Annotated in this window: 14 protein-coding genes; 1 reads left to right on the top strand and 13 read right to left on the bottom strand. The window is 69.1% G+C overall.

The genetic code is table 11. From position 1 onward, the window contains the following. Positions 1–6 precede the first annotated feature (6 nt). The 8 genes from dusA to AC4PTO_RS07895 all read right to left on the bottom strand — a co-directional run bounded on the left by dusA (position 7) and on the right by AC4PTO_RS07895 (position 10157). Positions 7–960, bottom strand: a complete 954-nt coding sequence (gene dusA / locus AC4PTO_RS07930) for a tRNA dihydrouridine(20/20a) synthase DusA (RefSeq protein ID WP_492733193.1) — start codon at positions 958–960, stop codon at positions 7–9. A 169-nt stretch (positions 961–1129) separates the two neighbouring features. Further along, on the bottom strand, positions 1130–2026 hold the full coding sequence (gene yghX / locus AC4PTO_RS07925; protein WP_492733192.1) for a YghX family hydrolase: 897 nt from the start codon (positions 2024–2026) through the stop codon (positions 1130–1132). Positions 2027–2072: 46 nt separating this feature from the next. Next, entirely contained in the window at positions 2073–5144 is a 3072-nt protein-coding gene (locus AC4PTO_RS07920; RefSeq protein ID WP_492733191.1) for an efflux RND transporter permease subunit, read from the bottom strand. Then, entirely contained in the window at positions 5141–6217 is a 1077-nt protein-coding gene (locus AC4PTO_RS07915) for an efflux RND transporter periplasmic adaptor subunit (protein ID WP_492733190.1), read from the bottom strand. Before AC4PTO_RS07915 ends, AC4PTO_RS07920 begins: the two co-directional genes overlap by 4 nt. Before the next feature lie 157 nt (positions 6218–6374). After that, positions 6375–8288 (bottom strand): PHA/PHB synthase family protein, encoded by a 1914-nt coding sequence (locus AC4PTO_RS07910; protein WP_492733189.1) that lies wholly within the window; start codon positions 8286–8288, stop codon positions 6375–6377. A 111-nt stretch (positions 8289–8399) separates the two neighbouring features. Continuing rightward, complete coding sequence (locus AC4PTO_RS07905) at positions 8400–8789, bottom strand: hypothetical protein (RefSeq protein ID WP_492733188.1); 390 nt, start codon at positions 8787–8789, stop codon at positions 8400–8402. A 91-nt stretch (positions 8790–8880) separates the two neighbouring features. After that, entirely contained in the window at positions 8881–9219 is a 339-nt protein-coding gene (locus AC4PTO_RS07900; RefSeq protein ID WP_492733187.1) for a MerR family transcriptional regulator, read from the bottom strand. Continuing rightward, on the bottom strand, positions 9216–10157 hold the full coding sequence (locus AC4PTO_RS07895; protein WP_492733186.1) for a DnaJ C-terminal domain-containing protein: 942 nt from the start codon (positions 10155–10157) through the stop codon (positions 9216–9218). Before AC4PTO_RS07895 ends, AC4PTO_RS07900 begins: the two co-directional genes overlap by 4 nt. Positions 10158–10347: 190 nt before the next feature. Between AC4PTO_RS07895 and AC4PTO_RS07890 the strand changes: the two genes are divergently transcribed. Next, positions 10348–11733 carry a phosphohexomutase domain-containing protein gene (locus AC4PTO_RS07890; RefSeq protein ID WP_492733185.1) on the top strand — a complete coding sequence of 462 codons (1386 nt, stop codon included), beginning with the start codon at positions 10348–10350 and terminating at the stop codon, positions 11731–11733. 6 nt (positions 11734–11739) lie between these two features. Here the strand turns inward: AC4PTO_RS07890 and AC4PTO_RS07885 are convergent, their stop codons facing one another. From AC4PTO_RS07885 to AC4PTO_RS07865, 5 genes are all read right to left on the bottom strand, one after another. Then, positions 11740–12873 (bottom strand): MraY family glycosyltransferase, encoded by a 1134-nt coding sequence (locus AC4PTO_RS07885; protein ID WP_492733184.1) that lies wholly within the window; start codon positions 12871–12873, stop codon positions 11740–11742. A 192-nt stretch (positions 12874–13065) separates the two neighbouring features. Continuing rightward, positions 13066–15162: a polysaccharide biosynthesis tyrosine autokinase gene (locus AC4PTO_RS07880; RefSeq protein ID WP_492733183.1), complete on the bottom strand. Its 2097-nt coding sequence runs from the start codon at positions 15160–15162 to the stop codon at positions 13066–13068. A 129-nt stretch (positions 15163–15291) separates the two neighbouring features. Beyond that, complete coding sequence (locus AC4PTO_RS07875) at positions 15292–16461, bottom strand: glycosyltransferase family 4 protein (protein ID WP_492733182.1); 1170 nt, start codon at positions 16459–16461, stop codon at positions 15292–15294. Continuing rightward, a complete protein-coding gene (locus AC4PTO_RS07870) occupies positions 16458–17627 on the bottom strand; it encodes a glycosyltransferase family 4 protein (protein WP_492733181.1) in 1170 nt (389 codons plus the stop codon). The genes AC4PTO_RS07875 and AC4PTO_RS07870 overlap by 4 nt, the downstream gene beginning before the upstream one ends. Further along, the gene (locus tag AC4PTO_RS07865; RefSeq protein WP_492733180.1) at positions 17624–18979 is read right to left on the bottom strand and encodes an O-antigen ligase family protein; all 1356 of its coding nucleotides are present in this window, start codon (positions 18977–18979) and stop codon (positions 17624–17626) included. The genes AC4PTO_RS07870 and AC4PTO_RS07865 overlap by 4 nt, the downstream gene beginning before the upstream one ends. Between the last annotated feature and the right edge of the window lie 17 nt (positions 18980–18996).

Raw genomic sequence — 18996 nt, 5'->3', positions numbered from 1 at the left:
GTCGTTTCAGGCCGTGTAGCGGCTTCGCGCGGGTTCCGCCAGTGCCTTGTCGTAAAGCGCAAGCCCCGCGCCGTCGCGCGTGGCGCCCTCGGACAGGACGCGCCGCCAGCCGCGCGCGCCGGGCTGCCCGTGAAACAGGCCCAGCATGTGGCGCGTGATCTGATGCAGACGCCCGCCGCGCGCCAGATGCGCCGCGATATAGGGCTTCATCGCCTCGGCCACCTCGAACGGATCGGCGGGCGCGACCTGCCCCCAGATCCGCGCATCGGCCTGGCCCAGCACATTCATCGGCTCATGATAGGCCGCGCGGCCAAGCATCACCCCGTCAAGCCCCCGCGCAAGCGCGTCCTCGGCCGCCTCCAGCGTGGCGATTCCGCCGTTCAGCGACAGGTGCAGATGCGGGAAGGCCGCCTTCATCTCATGCACGAGGTCGTAATCCAGCGGCGGGATCTCGCGGTTGTCCTTCGGGCTCAGCCCTTGCAGCCAGGCCTTGCGCGCATGGATCGTGAAGCGCGTGACGCCCGCGGCCGAGACGGTTTCAAGAAAACGCGGCAGCACCTCTTCGGGCGCCTGCTCGTCCACGCCGATGCGGCATTTGACGGTGACCTCGGCCTCAGAGACGGCGATCATCGCGGCCACGCAATCGGCGACAAGTTCGGGGGTCTTCATCAGCACCGCCCCGAAACAGCCCGACTGCACCCGGTCCGAGGGGCAGCCGCAGTTGAGGTTGATCTCGTCATAGCCCCAGTCGCGCGCGATCCGGGCGGCCTCGGCCAGCTCGGCCGGGTCCGATCCCCCCAGTTGCAGCGCGACGGGATGCTCGGCCGCGTCGAAATCCAGAAGCTGCGCGCGCTTGCCATGGATCACCGCAGGCGCCGTGACCATCTCGGTATAAAGCAGCGCATGACGCGAGATCCGGCGATGAAAGACCCGGCAATGCCGGTCCGTCCAATCCATCATGGGGGCTACGGACAACCGTGCCGCCATACGGATTTCCGATCTGTTCCGTTCCGCCATAGTCCAGCCCGCTTCGCACCCGTGCCGCTTCAGAGCCGCATCACGCAGCCCGGCCCGCGCCCTCTAGCACCGATAGAGGGCGGATTTCCAGCCACCGTTGCGCGCGGCGCCTTCAGATCAGGTATTTGCGGAACCAGTCGATCGTGCGGCTCCAGGCCAGTCCGGCGGCCTCGGTGTCGTAGCGCGGGGTCGAGTCGTTGTGGAAGCCGTGGTTGGCGCCCTGGTAGATATGGGCCTCGTAGGTCGTTCCGGCGGCATCGAGCGCGGCCTGGTAGGCGGGCCATCCGGCATTCACACGCTCGTCCAGCGCCGCGTAATGCAACAGGACCGGCGCCCAGATGCGCGGCACATCGGCCGGGTCGGGCTGGCGGCCGTAAAAGGGCACCGCGGCGCCCAGATCCTGATAGGCGACGGCGGCGGCATTCGCCACGCCCCCGCCATAGCAAAAGCCGGTGATCCCCACCTTGCCGACAACCGCCTCATGCGCCATGAGAAACTCGACCGCGGCGAAGAAATCGTTCATCAGCTTTTCGCCGTCGACCTGCTGCTGCAAGGCGCGGCCGTCCTCGTCATTGCCGGGATAACCGCCCATCGGCGTCAGGCCGTCCGGCGCCATGGCGATGAACCCCGCCTTGGCAAGCCGGCGCGCCACGTCCTGGATATAGGGGTTCAGCCCGCGATTTTCGTGCACCACGACCACGCCCGGCGCGGATGCCGCCCCGGTCGGGCGCACGAAATAGGCGCGCATGGGGTCATGGCCGTTCGGGGACGGATAGCTGATCCATTCGGCGCGAATATCGGGATCGTTGAAGCTGACCTTTTCGGCAAGGGCATAGTCGGGGCCCATCATCGACAGGATGGCCGCGGCACCCAGCCCGCCGATGGCGAATTTCGCGGCCCGATCAAGGAATTCGCGCTTGGTGATGATGCCATGGGCATAGAAGTCATAAAGTTCCAGCAATTCGGGGCTGAAATCCTTCGCCGTCAGGCGGCGGTCCGGGGTGTTCATCGCAGTTCCCTCCTGTGTTGTGCGTTACTCCCTGCAAGCGAAACGTCTATTCGGCGGGCTGGTCGGCCGCCCCGGCGGTGCGCCTGTCGCGCCCGATGCTTTCGACCAGCACATAGATCACCGGCGTCACGACCAGCGTCAGCACGAAGGCCACGCTCAGCCCGCCCGCGATCACCTGGCCAAGCGCGCGGCGGGCCTCGGCCCCGGCGCCGGTGGCAAGGGCCAGCGGCATCGCCCCCAGCACCGTGGCGATCGAGGTCATGGTGACGGGGCGCAGGCGGGTGACGGCGCCTTCGATGGCGGCTTCGCGCAGCGCCATGCCGCGCGCGCGCAATTGGTTCGAGAACTCGACCATCAGGATGCCGTTCTTGGCCATGATCCCGACCAGAAGCACCAGCCCGACCTGGCTGAAGATGTTCACGCTCTGCCCGCCAAGCCACAGGGTCACGACCGCGCCCGCAAGGCCCAGGGGCACGGTGAGCATGATGACCAGCGGTGTGCGGAAGCTTTCAAACTGCGCCGAGAGCACAAGGAAGACGATCGCAAGCGCCATGGCGAAAAGCGTGGCGACCCCGCCCGAGGCATCAAGGTAATCGGCGGCCAGCCCTTCCCAGTTCAGCGTGGCCCCTGCGGGAAGCTGCGCCACCGCGGCCTCGACGCGCGCGATCACCCCGGCCAGGTCCGCGCCGTCGGCCAGATCGGCCTCGACCGCGACGGAATGCACGCGATCCTGCCGGGTGATGGCGGGCAAAGAGGCCCCCGTCTCGATGCTGGCAAAGGCCGAAAGCGGGATCAGGTCACCGCGATTGTTGCGCAACAGGACCGACATCAGATCCTCGGGCGCGTCGCGGTTTTCCGGCTCGGCCTGAAGGATGACGGGATATTGCCGACCGTCCCGGCTGAACTCTCCGACCCTGCGCGAGGCGACCAGCGCCTGAAGGGCCGAGGACACCGCCTCGGCATCCAGCCCCAGATCCTGCGCGCGCAGCCGGTCCACGTTTAGCGTGGCGCCCGGCTGGTTGGCATCATGGGCAACCTCAAGCGGACCAAGATCGGGGTCGCCCGTCATCATCGCGGCCAGATCCTCGGCCCAGGCGGCGGCGCGGTCCACATCGGGGCCGCCCAGCATGAAGTCGATCGAGCCGCGGCTGCCCCCGATCCCGAGGCCCCCCGCCGGGCGCAGGAAGGTCTGCACCTCGGTGATGGCGCCAAGCGGGCCACGCAGCGCGGAGATCACGTCCTGAACGCTTTCGTCGCGCTCGGACCAGGGCACGAGGTTGACGATGAACAGCGCGCGCCGCAGCTCTCCCCATGTACCGACGATGGTGGTGACGTTGTCGATCACGCCGTCCGCGCGCAGCGGCTCCAGCACGGCCTCGACCTTGCGGGCGGCGGCATCGGTCTGGGCAAGGTTGCTGCCCTGCGGCGCGCTGAGGAAGATGCGCAGACCGCCCCGGTCCTCTTCGGGGGTCACTTCCTGCGGCAGGCTGCGGTAAAGGGCGAAGGCCACGGCCATGGCAAAGGCGGTCACGGCCAGCACAACCTCAGGGCCAGCGATGGCGCGGCGCAGGCCCGCGCGATAAAGCCGCTCGGCCCCGGCAACGGCGCGGTTCACCCCACGGCTGAGCAGATTGGCACGCTCTTCCTGTGCCATCAGGCGTTCGGCCAGCACCGGCGACAGCGTAAGCGCCACGAACCCCGACACCGCGACCGACACCGCAAGCACGATGCCGAATTCCCCGAACAGCTTGCCGATCTCGCCCTCCATGAAGCTGACCGGCACGAAGACGGCGATCAGCACCGCCGTGGTGGCGATGACCGCGAAACTGACCTGATCGGCGCCCTGGCGCACCGCCTCGGCCCGCGACACGCCCTGCGCGCGCAGCCTCTGGATGTTCTCAAGCACCACGATTGCGTCATCGACCACAAGGCCGATCGCAAGGATCATGGCAAACAGCGTCAGGATGTTCACCGAAAAGCCCAGCACGAGCATCGCCAGCGACGCGCCCAGGATCGAGATCGGGATCGTGACCAGCGGGATCATCGACAGCCGCGCCGAGCCGAGAAAGAGGAAGATCACCGATGTCACCAGGATCACCGCCTCAAGGAACACATAGGCCACCTGCTGCAACGTGGTCTCGATGAAGACGGCCTCATCCGCGGTAACGGTCAGCGCCATGCCCTCGGGCAAGGTCGGGCGGATGCGGTCCAGCTCGGCATGGACGGCGCGGGAAATCGCCACCGTATTGGCCTGCGCCTGCGGCTGGATGCCCATGCCAAGCCCGGTCACCCCGTCCGAGCGGAAGATCGTGTCCGAGCCCTCGGCCCCCTCTTCGATCCGCGCCACGTCGCCTAGGCGCAAGGGGCGCATGCCGTCGGCCCGCACGACAAGACGCTCGAACTCCTCGATCGAGGAAAACCGCGTGCGCGCCAGAAGCTGCAACTGGCGCGCGGGGGTTTCGATCTCGCCCGCGGGCAGCTCGACATTGTTAGCGGACAGGGCGGCGGTGATATCCGCGGGCGTGATCCCGTGCGCGGCCATCCGCCCGGTATCCAGCCAGACACGCATCGCGGGCGCGCGCTCGCCATAAACCGCGGTATTCGCCACGCCGGGCAGGCGCGCCAGGCGGTCCACCAGATAGCGGTCGGCATAGTCCGAAAGTTCAAGCGCGCTCATCGTGCTGGAGGACAGCGCCACCCGTACCACCGGGTCGCCCTCGTCGTCGTTCTTGCGCACCACCGGGGCCGAGGCGGCGGCAGGCAGGTCATGCACCACCCGGTCGATGGCCGAGCGCACATCGTTCGCCGCCCCGTCGATATCGCGCGAGGGATCGAAAATCAGCACCGTGCGCATCCGTCCCCGCTCGCTTTCGGTGGACATGCTTTCAAGGCCCGAGATCCCGGCAAGCGCGCCCTCGATCACGCTGGCCACCTGGCTGTCGACGACATCGGGCGCGGCGCCGGTATAGTCGACCCGCACGGTGATGCGGGCGGTATCCACCTGCGGCAGCTCGCGCACCGGCAGCCGCGTCAGCGCCACCGCGCCGATCAGCACGATCAGCAGGTTGAGCACCGTGGCCAGAACCGGCCGCCGCAGCGACAGGGCGGGAAGGGTCATTGCGCCACCTCCTCTGCCGGGCGCAGATCCGCGCCCTCCGTGACGCGGTGCAGGTTGCTGACGATGACGGCCGTGCCCTCTTCCAGCGCGCCGCTGACCTCGATCAGCCCGTCGCGGCTTTGGCCGGTGACGACCTCGACCCGGCGGGCGCGGCCATCCTGCACGGCAAAGACATGGGCCTGCGTGCCCGAGATGATAAGCGCGCGTTCCGGCACCGCAAGCGCCTGCCGGCGGTCGAGCACCAGCGAAACCTCCATGAACATGCCCGGCACCATCGCGCCGTCGCCGTTATCGACCACCGCCCGCAACGCGATCGAGCGCGTCGCCTGATCGACACGCGTGTCGACGGCGTTGATCGTGCCGTCGAAGACCCGCCCGGGCCACGCAGCGGAGACCAGACTGACCCCAAGCCCGGGCGCGATCCGTGCGATCACCCGCTCGGGCACGCGAAAGCCAACCTCGATGCGCGACAGATCGTCAAGCGAGGTAACGATATCGGCCGGGGTCACAAGCTGGCCGGGCGCAAGGTCGGTGAACCCGACCACGCCCGCGAAAGGTGCGCGCAACTCCAGGTCGTCCAGCGCGGCCTGCGCCATGTCGCGTTCGGCCTCGGCGCGCAGAAGGGTGGCCTGCGCGGCCTCGATCGCGGCGCCGGTGGTGCTGCCCGAACTGTCCAGACGCGCCTGACGGTCATAGGCGGCCCGCGCCTCGGCCAGCGTCGCCTCGGCGGATTTGAGCGCGGCGCGCTCGGCCGCGTCCTCAAGCCGCAAAAGCACCGCGCCTGCCCGGACCTCTGCGCCCGGAATGATGTGAAGCGCGCTCACGCGGCCGGTGGTGGCTGGGTGCAGTTCCACCGCGCGCACCGCACGCGTGGTGCCCACCGCCTCGACCGTGTCGGCGAATGTCATCATGCTGGCCGGCACCGTCTGCACGGCAAGCGCCGCTTGTCCCCCCCCGGCACGGGGTGCGGGGTTCTCGGGTGCGGCGGAAAGCAGGGCCGAGGTGCTGTCGAAACCGAAGACTGCTGCCGCCGCAATCAGCGCCGCTCCAATGACGATCCGTATCAGGCGCATAGGCCGCTCTCCCCGTCCGGCGCGCGGGGGATACCGCCCTTCCCGCGCAGGTCTACCCATCGTGCCATCCAGCGGGGCATGCGACAAACAACATTACCGTGCACGGTCAAACCGTTGCAATCACTGACACGTCCTGCCGCGAAAACGGGCGCTCGCGCTATTTCTGCAAGACATAGGTGCCGGGCGCATCCCCGATCGCCGCGCAGCCGGCCTGTTCGCACCCCATCGGCGGCGGGGCTTCCGGTACGCCGGAATGCTCACCCAGCCATGCGGTCCATGCCGGCCACCACGATCCTTCCTGCAACGGCACCTGCACCGCCCAGCTGTCGGGGTCGAGATAACGCTCGCCATGATGCGCGGTTGCGATCTGATAGCTGCGGCCCTTGTGGCCGGGCTGCGACAGGATCCCCGCATTATGCCCGCCATTGGTCAGCACGAAGGTCAGGTCGGTGTCGAAGAACAGGTGCATCTTGTAGACGGAATGCCAGGGTGCGACATGGTCCTTGGTCGTGCCCACGGAAAAGACCGGCACGGTGATGTCGCGCATCGAGATCGGCCGCCCTTCGACCGCAAAACGCCCCTCGGTCAGGTCGTTGTCGAGATAGAGAGAGCGCAGGTATTCCGAATGCATCCGGTAGGGCATGCGCGTGCCATCGGCATTCCAGGCGATCAGGTCGAACATCGCCGGGGTTTCCCCCATCAGGTAGTTGCGCTGCACCTGCGACCAGATCAGATCGGCCGAGCTGATCATCTGGAACGCGCCCGACATCTGGGTCGTGTCCAGATAGCCCTGCTCCCACATCATGTCCTCAAGGAAGGCGAGCTGGCTTTCATTGACGAAAAGCTGCAATTCGCCCGGCTCGGTAAAGTCGATCTGCGAGGCGAAATAGGTCAGCGTCGCAAAGGGTTCTTCACCGCCGCGCGCGGCCGCGGCGGCGGCGATCGACAAAAGCGTGCCGCCAAGGCAATAGCCGGTGCCGTGGATCTTGCGGCCCGGCACGATTGCCTGAACGGCGCTGACGGCATCCATCACCCCCAGCTTGCGATACTCCTCCATCCCCAGGTCGCGCTCGGCCGCGCCGGGGTTGCGCCACGAGATCATGAAGACGGTAAAGCCCTGTCCGACAAGGTATTTCACCAGAGAATTCTCGGGCGAGAGGTCGAGGATGTAGTATTTCATGATCCAGGCCGGGACGATCAGCACCGGCTCGGGGTGCACGGCGCCGGTGCTGGGGGCATACTGGATCAGCTCGATCAGGTGGTTGCGGTAAACCACCTTGCCGGGCGTGCAGGCCACCTCGATCCCGGGGCGGAAGGCCTCGGCCCCGGCGGGGGGCTTGCCGGTCTGCATCCGCTCCAGATCATCAAGCCATGTCTGGAAGCCGCGCACGAGGTTCTGGCCGCCTTCCTCGCGCGTCCTGGCCAGAACCTCGGGGTTGGTCATCAGGAAGTTCGACGGAGAGAACATGTCAAGGATCTGCCGGGTGGCGAAATCCATCACATGCTCGTGCTGGCGGGTCACGCCGCGCACGCCGGTGGTGGCGTTGTGCCACCACTGCTGATTGAGAAGGAAGGACTGGTAAAGCAGGTTATAGGGCCATTTCTGCCAGGCCTCGCCCCGGAAGCGGCGGTCCTGTTCCAGCGGCTCGATGCAGGGCGCCGAGCCGTTCGCGGCAAGCGCGCAGCTTGACATGTAATGCGCAAGCCGGGCCCATTTGCGGATCGCCTTGCGCGTCAGTTCAAGCTGCTTGCCCGGCGACATGGACAGATGCGCCAGCCAGTCGAGATAGGCCGCCGTCAGCGCCGCCGGGGACAGGCCGTTGGTCAGTTTCGCAATCCCGGCATGCGTCGCGCGGTCAAGCAGGTCCGCCACCATGTCCGAGGGCACAGCACCCTGCCCCGGCACACCCTGCGCAAGCGTCACCCCCCGCAGGCGTTCGGCCGCCTTTTCCGCCTCGGAATGCCGGGCGGCGCCGCCAAGCGCGCCTGTGCCATCATGATCGGCACGCGCGACCGGCCGGGGCCGCGCCCCCGCTTTGCGGCGGTCGGTTCTGGGTTCTGCTCTGGCCATCGCCGTCGTCCTTCTTCTTTACGCATCGCTGCCTTCTTCGCACCGAAAGGCAACGGTTTTGCTAATCCCGGCGGGCCACCTTGTCACGCAAACCGCATCCGGCGCCCGATCTCAGACCGGGACGGCGTGGGCTGAGGCCGGCCCCCGGGCGGTCTTGACCACCTGCCCGGCCGCATCGCCCGTTGCCTCGATCTCTTCGCGGATCGCCAGCCCTGCGCAACGCGCCACCATTTCCCAGTATTCACGGGCGTCTTCCACGAGTTGCTGCGCGGATTGCGCCTGCCATTCCGTGATTGCCTTCATCCCGGCCAGCGGATCGCCTCCGCCGAAGGCAGCCCCCGCCCGCAGCGCACTGCGCGTGGCCTGGTGGCGGCGCTGGAACCAGTGGGCGGAAAAGGCTTCCGCCTCGTTCAGCATCATCTCCTGCATCCGCCAAAAATGTGCCGCCTGCGGTCCGAGAACGGGGCCGAAACAGCCGACCGATCCTTGTGTCTTCGCCATCGTCTTTCCTCCTTGTGCAAATGCGGCGCGATCATAGCAGATAACCCGGCATGGTTGCCTTAGGGTAAATCAAACTGGACACCATGCCGCACTACTGCGCACCGCCGGTATCCTCGCGCAGGGCGTGCGCAATCGCCTGGCGGGTTGCGTCGGGCTGGCGGCCGACCGCGCGCAGCAATCCGTGCATGTCGCGACGCAGCCCATGCAACTGATCCAGCAGCGACAGCACGACCGGAACCGCATCGGGCGGCAGCGACATTTCCTTGCGCAGGTCGCAGACAAGCCGGATCCGCGCCACGTCAAGCTCGTCATAGACCGGGCCGTCTTTGCCATGCGCGGGGCGCACCCAGCCTTCGCGCACCCAAAGCCGCAGCTCGCGCAGCTGCACCCGGCGCACGGCCGCGACGACTTCGCGTTCCCCCAGTTTCATGTCGCCATCCTCCAGAGTTTCGCGCGCGGATCGTCAGGCGCCAGATCGCGCCAACGCCGCGCGGCCTCTTCCATGCCCTCGGAAATCTTTTCAGGCAGGACGATCTTCAGCCGCACATACTGATCGCCCGCGGCACCCTTCGCGGACCGGATCCCCCGCCCCTTCAGCCGCAGCCGCTGCCCTGACGAGGCACCGCGCGGCACGCTCATGCTGACGGGGCCGTCGATGGTGGGCACCTCGATCCGGGCGCCCAGAACGGCCTCGTCGAAGCGGATCGGCAGGTCGATCTCGATATCGTTGCCGTCGCGGGTGAACAGCGGATGCGGGCGCAGGCCGATCTCGACATAGGCGTCGCCCGCAGGGCCGCCGCCGATCCCCGGCTGACCCTTGCCGCGCAGCCGCAGCACCTGGCCGTCGCGCACCCCGGCGGGGATCGACAGCTCGATCGTGCTGCCGCCTGGCATCGGCACCGCGCGCCGCGCGCCCCGCGCCGCATCCATGAACTCGACATCGAGGTGATAGCGCAGATCCGCCCCGCGCGCGGCATACCCGCCGCCCTGCCCGCCGCCCTGCCCACTGCGCGCCCGGCCGCCGAACAGATCGGCGAACACGTCCGACAGATCCTCGAAATCGCCATGCCCACCGGCCTGGGAATAGCGGTTCTGCGGATCGGCGCCGGCATAGTGGCGGTAATACTGACGTTCGGGCCGCTCTTGCCCGCTTGCGTCGATCTCGCCCGCGTCATAGCGCGCGCGCCTTTCCGGGTCGCCCAGAATGTCATAGGCGGCCGAGATCTTCTGGAACTCGGCCTCGCGGGCCTTGTCGCCGGGATGCAGGTCGGGATGCAGCGTCTTGACCAGCTTGCGATAGGCCTTTTTCAGATCGGCCTGCGGGCTGTCCTTCGCCACCCCCAACACCTTGTAAAGATCGTCATCCATATGCCGTTACCCCTGCCCGCGCCGCCCCCGGACACCCGTGGGCCGGCGGCGGCCTTTCCCGCAATATCGGAACGCGGCCGCGGCATTTCCAGTGCCGCAGCGCCGCAACGGGCCAAGATCGTCACCCCTGGCACTGGACGGCAGGCGGCTTTCCCGCCAAATTGCCGCAAATCATTTCCGGGGGCATCCGATGCGCGATCTGAACTGTTTCAAGGCCTATGACATCCGCGGCCGGCTTGGGCCGGACCTTGATGCGGGCATCGCGCGGCGCATTGGCGCAGCCTTCGCGCAGGAGCTTGGCGCACGCCGTGTCGTGCTGGGCCGCGATGTGCGCGCCTCTTCCAACGAGTTGGCCGATGCCGTGGCCGAGGGGCTGATGTCCTGCGGGGCGGAGGTTCTGGACCTTGGCCTGTGCGGCACCGAAGAGGTCTATTGCGCAACTGCCCTGCAAGAGGCCTGCGGCGGGATCATGGTCACCGCCTCGCACAATCCGATCGACTGGAACGGAATGAAGCTTGTGGCGCGCGGGTCGGCCCCCCTTTCCCCCGAAACGCTTGGCGCGATCCGCCGCCGGGCCGAGGCCCTTGCCGAGGTGCCGCCCCCCGCCGGGGGCGCCGCGCGCCGTGCCCTTCCCGAGGCGCGGGCCGCCTATGTCGCGCGCGTCCTCTCGTTCGCCGATCCGGCCACGCTGGGGCCGCTGCATATCGTGGCGGATGCGGGCAACGGCGCGGCCGGGCCCAGCTTTGACGCGATCGCCGCCGCGCTTGAGGCCGCGGGCGCGAAGCTGCGTATCACCCGCATCCATCACGATCCCGATCCGCGCTTCCCGAACGGCATCCCGAACCCGCTTTTGCCCGGAAACCGCCATGCCACGGCCGAGGCGGTGCGCAAGGCCGGCGCCGATCTTGGCCTGGCCTGGGACGGCGATTTCGACCGCTGCTTCTTCTTCGATCACACCGGCGCCTTCATCGACGGCGAATACCTCGTGGCGCTGCTGGCCGAGGCGTTCTTGGCGCGCGATCCGGGGGCGGCCATCGTGCATGACCCGCGCGTCGTGCTGGCCACCACCGCCACGGTGGCCCGCGCGGGCGGGCGGGCGGTGCAATCGCGCACCGGGCACGCCTTCCTCAAGCAGGCCATGCGCGATACCGGCGCGGTCTATGGCGGAGAGATGTCGGCACATCACTATTTCCGCGATTTCTTCTGCTGCGACAGCGGCATGATCCCCTGGCTCCTGGTGGTCGGCCTGATCGGCCGCAAGGGCAAGCCGCTGGCCGATCTGGTGGGGCAGTTGCGCGCGGATTACCCCTCTTCGGGCGAGATCAACTTCCGGCTGGACGATCCGGCGGGCGCCGTCGCGCGGGTCGAGGCGCATTTCGCCCCGCAGGCACTGTCGCGCGATGATGCCGACGGGCTGAGCCTTACCTTCGCGGAATGGCGCTTCAACCTGCGCAGCTCGAACACCGAGCCGCTCTTGCGGCTGAATGTCGAGGCGCGGGGCGACGCGGATCTTGTTGCGCGCAGGGTTGCGGAACTGGGCGCGCTGATCGGCGTGCCGCCCGCTTCCGATCACTAGGCGCCGTCAGGCGGGCAGCAACGCGGGCAGGAAGTTGTCGGGCGTGCCCGCCACACGCCGCCCGCGCCGTGCAAAGCGCAGGCAGGCCGCATAGGCCCAGACGAAACCCGCCGCGAAAAGGCCGAAACTCAGCGCGGCGGCCAGCGGGTTGTTCCACAGCAGGACGCCGCTCAGCACCGGCAGTGAAATGAAGGGCGTCAGCACCAGCGTGGTCAGCGGGTTCGACAGCCCGCGCGCGCCGCGCCCCGTCACCTTCAGCTCCAGCACGCGCATCACGAGCTGGTGGACATGCAGACGGTCGGGCTGATCCGCGGCGCGTCCGGCCCGGCGGCGGCGCCAGATCGCAAGGCAGGTATCGGCCACCGGCCAGAAGAAGATGAGCAGGATCGCCCAGGGCGTCACCTCGGTCGTGCGCGCAACCAGCAAAACCCCCAGCCAGGCCAGCACATGGCCAAGCGCATAGGCCCCGCCATCGCCCAGAAAGATCCGCCCCATGGGAAAGTTCAGCACCATGAACCCCGCCACCGCCGGAACCACCCAGAAAGCCAGCCGCGCAAGCTCCGGCTCCTGGGCGATGCTGGCCACCGAGGCCAGCCCGAGCGCGATCAGGATTGCCGTCACCCCCGCCAGCCCGTTCATTCCGTCGATCAGGTTGAAAGCATGGCAGATCCCGCTGGTGGCGAAGATCGTGAACAGCATCGCCAGCGGCGCGATGTGCAGAAGCGGCGCGATCAGCGGCAGGTCCGCGCGCCAGATCCAGACATCGAGGACCGAAAGCGCAAGCGCCCCCGATAGCGCCGCTGCCAGCAGCCGCCCGCGCGGGCTGATGCGCAGGCCGAGGTCTTCGGCAAGCCCCGCCGCCGCGACCGGAAGCAGCGTCAGCACGAACCCCGCGACCCGCCCGCCAAGCGCCTCGGGCGCGAAAAGCGGCAGCACCAGCAGGATCGCGGCGACAACGCCGATCCCGCCGATCCGCGGCCGGGCGCCGTGATGGGCGGCCTGCACAGCGCGCTGATCCTCGGGGCGGGAACTGCGGTGCAGATGGCGACTGCGGGTCGCGGCCAGCAAGGCCGAGATCGTCAGCGAAATTCCGAAGGCAAGGGCGGGAACCACCATGTCGGAGAAAAGCGGCGCCATCATGCGACCCCGCTTCGCCGCAGCCACAGGACAGGCCGTGCACCGGGGCTTCGGGATCTGGCGCTGCGCGGCATGGGCTCCTCGAATCAACTTGTGGATGTGCGAACGAGTTTATTATTCTTTAAGTTGTTTTCGCAATCTTTTGATGGCCTTTTGCGGGCAAGGATGCCCCCGAAAACGCCCGGATCGAACGGTTCAGCCGCTGTAATAGCCCGCCCCCGCGCCGTAATCGCCGCAACCGGCCTCATAGCCGTAGCGATGCAGGCGCTGCGGATCGACCTGGGTCAGCACAAGCCCCGAGACCCCGCCCCGAAGGCCCGCGAACGGGCGCAGCGCCTCGGCCACCCGCGCGCGGGGGGTGCGGTTCCAGGCGACCACATGCAGCACCGCATCCGCCACGCGCGCGATCACCCGCGCATCGGCAACAATCCCGGCGGGCGGCGTGTCGATCACCACGAGGTCGTAGCTTTCGCGCGCCTCCGCGACCAGCGCCGCGAAACGCTCTGCGGCGAAGATGTCGGTGGCGTTCAGGCCCGGACGGTCCTCGCCCAGAAGCAGGTCGAACCCGAGCGCGGGCACCGGCACCGCCACCTCGGCCAGCGTCCTGCCGCCGCGCAGGACCGACAGAAGCCCCCCCTCGGCGGTCTGGCCAAGATAGCGCGGCAGCGTGCGGCGGCGGATGTCGCCCTCGATCAGCAGAACCCGCCGCCCCAGCCCGGCCACGCTTTGCGCAAGCGCAATGGCCAGCGTCGTCTTGCCCTCGGCGGGAAGGGACGAGGTGATCATCACCACGCCCGGCATCGGGCCGCCATCGCCGGGCAGCACAGCGCTGCGCAGATCACGCACCGCCTCAAGCGCGGCCGCGCCGGGATGCCCCCGCAGATAGGGCACAAGCGCATCGGGCGATGTGACCGGAAGCTGCGGGATCTGCCCCAGAACCCTGAGGCCGGTATCGCGCTCCAGCTCGTCGACGGTGCGATAGCCGGAATAGAGGAAATGCCGCGCCAGCAGGATCGCGGCCCCGGCCACCGCACCGCCGATCGCCGCCAGAACAAGGATCAGCCCGCGGCGCGGCGCGATCCGGCTGCCCGGCGCGGCGGCCGAAAGGATGCGCGCATCGGCCTGGTTCAGCCCGCGCTGCACGCTGACCTCCTTGAGCCGCGCAAGGAAGGTCTCGTTCAGCACACGCGTCGCATCGCGTTCGCGCTGAAGCTGTTGCAGCGCGCTCAGATCGGCCGCCTGCGCGCCGATCTCGTCCAGCATCCCGGCCTCGGTCCCGGCAAGAACCGATGCCTCGGCGCCGGCGCGGATCGCCTCGGCCCGGCGCCGGTTGAGCACCTGATCCGCCTGCGCCGCGAACTGCGCCGGGCTGGCCGCGCCCTCTGCAATGCGGGGCAGAAGCAGATGCAGCGAGGGCTCGGCCAGGGCCTCGGCCACGCGGACGAAATCGCGGTCGCGCAGGGCCGCATCGGCGGTGGCGATGGCCCCGTCAAGGCGGGTGCGCGTGGCGCGCGCCTCTGCCAGGTTCAGGCGGACCTCGCGCAGTTGGGCGCCGCGCGCGTCAAGATCGGCCGCGTCAAGCAGGCCCGCGCGCGCGCGCAGATCCTCGATCGCGGCCTCTTTCGCGGCGATCTCGGCCTCGAGCGTGGCGACGCGTTCGGACATCCACAGCACCGCATCCTCGGTGGCGTCGAACTTCACCGCGATCTGCTCGGCGATGTAAAGCGCTGCAAGCGCATCCGCGATCGCGGCGGCCTTGGCGGGATCGGCGGCGCGGGCCGAAATCTCGATCAGGAAGGTGTTGCGCGGCGCATGGAGCGCGATGGCCGCGCGCAGCCGGCGCGTGGTAGCCAGAAGCTGCGCGTCCTGCGGCGCGGGGGTCATCTCATGGCGCGCAAGCCTGTCCCACAGGCCCTGCGAAAGGGTCGGGTTGAATTCCGGGTCGGCCATCAGGCCCATCTGCTGCACCAGCTTTTCCAGCACCCCGCGCGAACGGATCACCTCAAGCTCGGTATTGATGCTGGCATCGTCCGTGGCCACGCCCGAGACCACGCTTTGCAGATCCACCACGCGCGCGGAACGCGCCTCGATCGCAAGCACCGTGGTGGCCGAAAAGCGCGACGGGGCAAGCCCGTAGGCATAAAGCGCGGCAAGCGCCAGCGACAGCAGAAGCGCCCCCGCCATCACCCGCCAGCCCCGCGCCAGAATGCGCCCGATCATCGCAAGGTCCGGTTCCGGCAGGGTGCGGGCGGGCTCGGCCGGGGTGAAAAGCTGCGGCAGGCGATGTTCCATGCTCAGCCCCGGCCGCGCCGGCGCAATGGCCGCCTGTTCGTCATCGCCTGTCCGGGTTGCACTTTGGGCATCCATCCGATCCGGGTTTCGCGCTTAGGTTGCATATTTATCAATCACTTTCTACCCCTGTCAGAGTGCAACACACCGTTTCCCGAAATCCCCATCCCCCAGAACCACGGCGGCCTGCAACGCGGTGCTGCGGGGCAGGTCATAGCGCCGAAGCGCCTCGGACCGGGCGGCGGCGCCCATGCTTGCGGCCAGTCCGGGGGTCGTGATGAAGCGCCGGCAGGCGGCGATCAGCGCCGGCCTGTCGCCCGCTTGCACCACCAGCCCGCTTTGCCCATCGGTCACCGCGTCGCGCGCGCCGGGCATGTCGGTGGTGATGACCGGCCGGCCCATGGCCATCGCCTCCATGACCGAGCGGGGCAACCCCTCCCGATAGAGGGTGGGCAGGACGAACACGCTGCTGTCGCGCAGATGCGGGCGGATATCGGCCACATGGCCGGGCCATTCGATCAGGCCGCGGCTGCGGGCCGCGGCAAGGTCTGCCGCCAACGCCGCGCCCCGCGCAGGATCGGGTGCCCCCAGAAGGCGAAAGCGCGCCTGCCCCTCCAGCGCGCGGGCGGCGGCCAGGAACTCGGCGATGCCCTTTTCGCGGATCAGCCGCGCGGCCAGCACGAAGCGCGGCGGGCCATCGGGCAGCGGCGCGGGTGCGAAATGCGCCAGATCCACCCCGATCCCGTCGATCAGGTGCAGCTTTTGCGGCGCGATCGCGCCCCGGTGCTGCGCAAGATCGCGGTCCGCAGGGTTCAGCACGATCAGCGCATCAAGCCGCGCGAGCGCCGGGCGCAGCAAGGCCAGAAGCGCCCCGCGCGCAAGCAACTGACGCGCGCGCCCCGCCGCGCCGGCGGGCGGGTGCGAAAAGGCGTAGCCCATCCCCTCGATCATGCCGGTCACGCGCGCAACCCCGGCCCGCCGCGCCGCGATCGCGCCCCAGATCAGGGGCTTGAGGAAATAGCAAAAGACGATATCGGGCCGGGCGTCGCGCAAGATCTGCGTCAGCTCGCGCAGCGCGGCCAGCTCGGCCGCCGGGGCGATCCCGCCGGGCGACAGCGCGCCAAGCGGGATGTGGCGCGCACCAAGCGCGTGCAAGGCGGCGGCATCGGCGGGGCTTCCCGGCGGGCAGATCGCGCTGACGCGATGGCCCGCGCCGCTCAGCGCGGCGATCAGCGGGCCGCGAAACGCGACCATGGTCGCGGCGGCATTGCCGATCAGCGCGATATGCCGGGCCCCGTTCATGCGCGCACCAGGGCGCGGATTTCGCGCATAACCGCGTCATGGCAGGCCGCGGCCTCGTGATGTTCGGCCACGCAGGCGCGCCCCGCCTGCCCCATGCGACGGCGCAGGCCGGGATCGCGCGCCAGTTGCACGATCCGCGCGGCAAGCGCCCCCGCATCGCCCGGCGGGACAAGAAACCCGGTCTTGTCCGCGCGCACCACCTCGGCGATCCCGGTCGCGGCGGTGCCGATGACCGGCAGGCCCGCGGCCATCGCCTCAAGGTTGACGCGGCCCATCCCCTCGTGCCGCGAGGGCGAGATCAGCAGATCGAGCCCCCCAAGAAGCCGCGCGACATCCGCGCGCTGCCCCAGCCAATGCACCTGCGGCGGCGCGCCCTGTCGAAGGCGGCGGTGGAAATCGGCGGTTTCGGGCGTGGCCGCGCCGATCACCGCAAGATGAAGGCCGGGGTGCTGTGCAAGCGCCTGCCGCATGGCCGCAAGCGCCACGTCATGCCCCTTGCGCACCGAGATCGTCCCGATCAGCCCCGCGACCACCGCCTCGGGGCCAAGGCCCAGCATCGCGCGCAGATCCCCTGCTCCGGCGGCGGCCCTGGCCGCGACGCGGGCGGTGTCGATCCCGTTGCGGCACAGCACCATCCGCCCCGGCCAGAGGCGGCGCTGCCAGCGGGGATATTTCGCGGCCACGCTGTGTCCGATCATCAGGTTGCGGCTGGCCAGCGGCAGTTGCAGCGCGTCGTAAATCCCGTGCGGGCGGTCCAGCTTGTCCCAGATCAGCGTGGGGATGCCGCACAGCCGGGCGGCCAGGCCAAGGCTGAGCAGGCCCCGAAGGTCGTTGCAGAAAACGGCGCGCCAGCCGCCCTTGCGCAGCACCCCGCGCAGGCGGGCGGCATGCGCCCCCGCCGCCGCCCCCACGGCCAGCCTGCGCAACACCCCGTCCCGATAGACCGCGCCGCCATAGCGCGCAAGCGCGGCGGGCTGTGCGATCACAATCGGCGCATGGCCCGCTTCGCGCAGGCGGGCGGTAAAGGGCCCCTCGGCCGGGGTGGCGACGGTGGGGACGATGCCCGCGCCCGCGCAGCGACCAAGCAGCGCCAGCAGTGTTTCCTGCTGCCCCGCCACGGCTTGCGGATAGCTTTCGACGAAGAGGACGGGCACGGGCGCGCTCATGCCGGAATGGCCTTTGCGGGTGGGTGGGCCACCTGCCGAACGGGGCGCAGCGTCACCGCACAGACCGCCGCGGCCGAGACGAACCAGAAGGGCCGCTGGCGCAGCCCGTTCGTCGTGATCTGGTACAGCGCAAGCGACAGGAAGGCCCCAAGCGCAAGCCGCGCCATCAGCCGCGCGCCCGGCCCGCCGCCACCGGATGCCGCGCGCAGCAGTAGCGCCGCGATCCAGCCCCACCACGCAAGAAAGGCCAGCAGGGCAAGCGGGCCGTTCTCGGCCAGGATGCCGACATAGGTGTTGTGCACCTCGTTCAGGCGGTAGGTGGCGCTGAACATGCCCGATCCGGTGCCGAAAAGCGGATCGCGCCAGAGGTTCGCAGCGGCCGTCGACACCTCGTCATAGCGGGTGCCGCCCCAATCGGCGAGGCCCGCGCGCCCGTCCCGGCTCGTCTCGGCGAAGATGCGCAGCGCGCGCTCGAACGGGGAGGTCCGGGCAAGGCTGTAGCTTTCGCTTTCGTCCGTCCAGACCGGGGCGGCAAAGGCGAGAAATACCCCGAGCCCAAGGAACAGCGCCCCCAGTGCCGGCCCCCGGCGCAGAAGCCCGCGATCCGCCCCCGCCAGCAGCGCGGCCATATAGGCCACCGCAAGCACCACGATCCCGAAGGCCAGCCGGCTGCCCGTGCCGATCATCACCACCAGCGCCATCGCCAGAACCCCAAGCGCCAGCAGGTTGCGCCGGATCCCCAGCCGCCGCCCGGTGCCAAGCCAGAACAGGATGAACAGCGCCGGCCCCAGATACGAGGCCACCTGCCCCGACATCTTCATCGTGGCGCTCAGCCGTCCGGTCAGCGGGTCCACGCTCCAGCCCGGCCGCCAGATGCCGCTGGCCGCGAGCACCCCCACGGCCGAGACAAGCACCGCCCCCGCCGCCCAGAACAGGCACATCCGCGCGAAACGCTCCGGGGTGTCGATCAGGCGCAGCATCACCCGCAGGCAGAGATAGCCGTAAAGATAGATCGCCGAGAACAGCACCACCCGCGCCGGGTCCTGCCCGTGGATCAGCGCGGCGGCCGAGGACAGCGTGCAGAGCGCCACGAAAAGCGCGGCCAGCTGGTCGGCCAGCCTGCGCCCGGGCGGCGGCGGGGCGAAGATCTCGCCGCGCAGCGCGGTGGCGGCGATGGTCAGCACCATCACGAGATCGGCCACCGAAAGCCGGTCTCCGATGACCGGGAAGGCCGGTGCGATGGTGATGCCGGACAGGGCGACGAAAAGGTAAACCCCCTCGACCGGATTGCGAAAGATCCGCGCGCCAAGGACAGCCAGAACCGGCACAAGAAGGGCCACCATCAGGATCATCGCGCGCGCCGCCTCAT

The sequence above is a fragment of the Rhodobacter maritimus genome (assembly GCF_058747975.1).
This window is presented reverse-complemented; position numbering and strand designations above follow the sequence as displayed.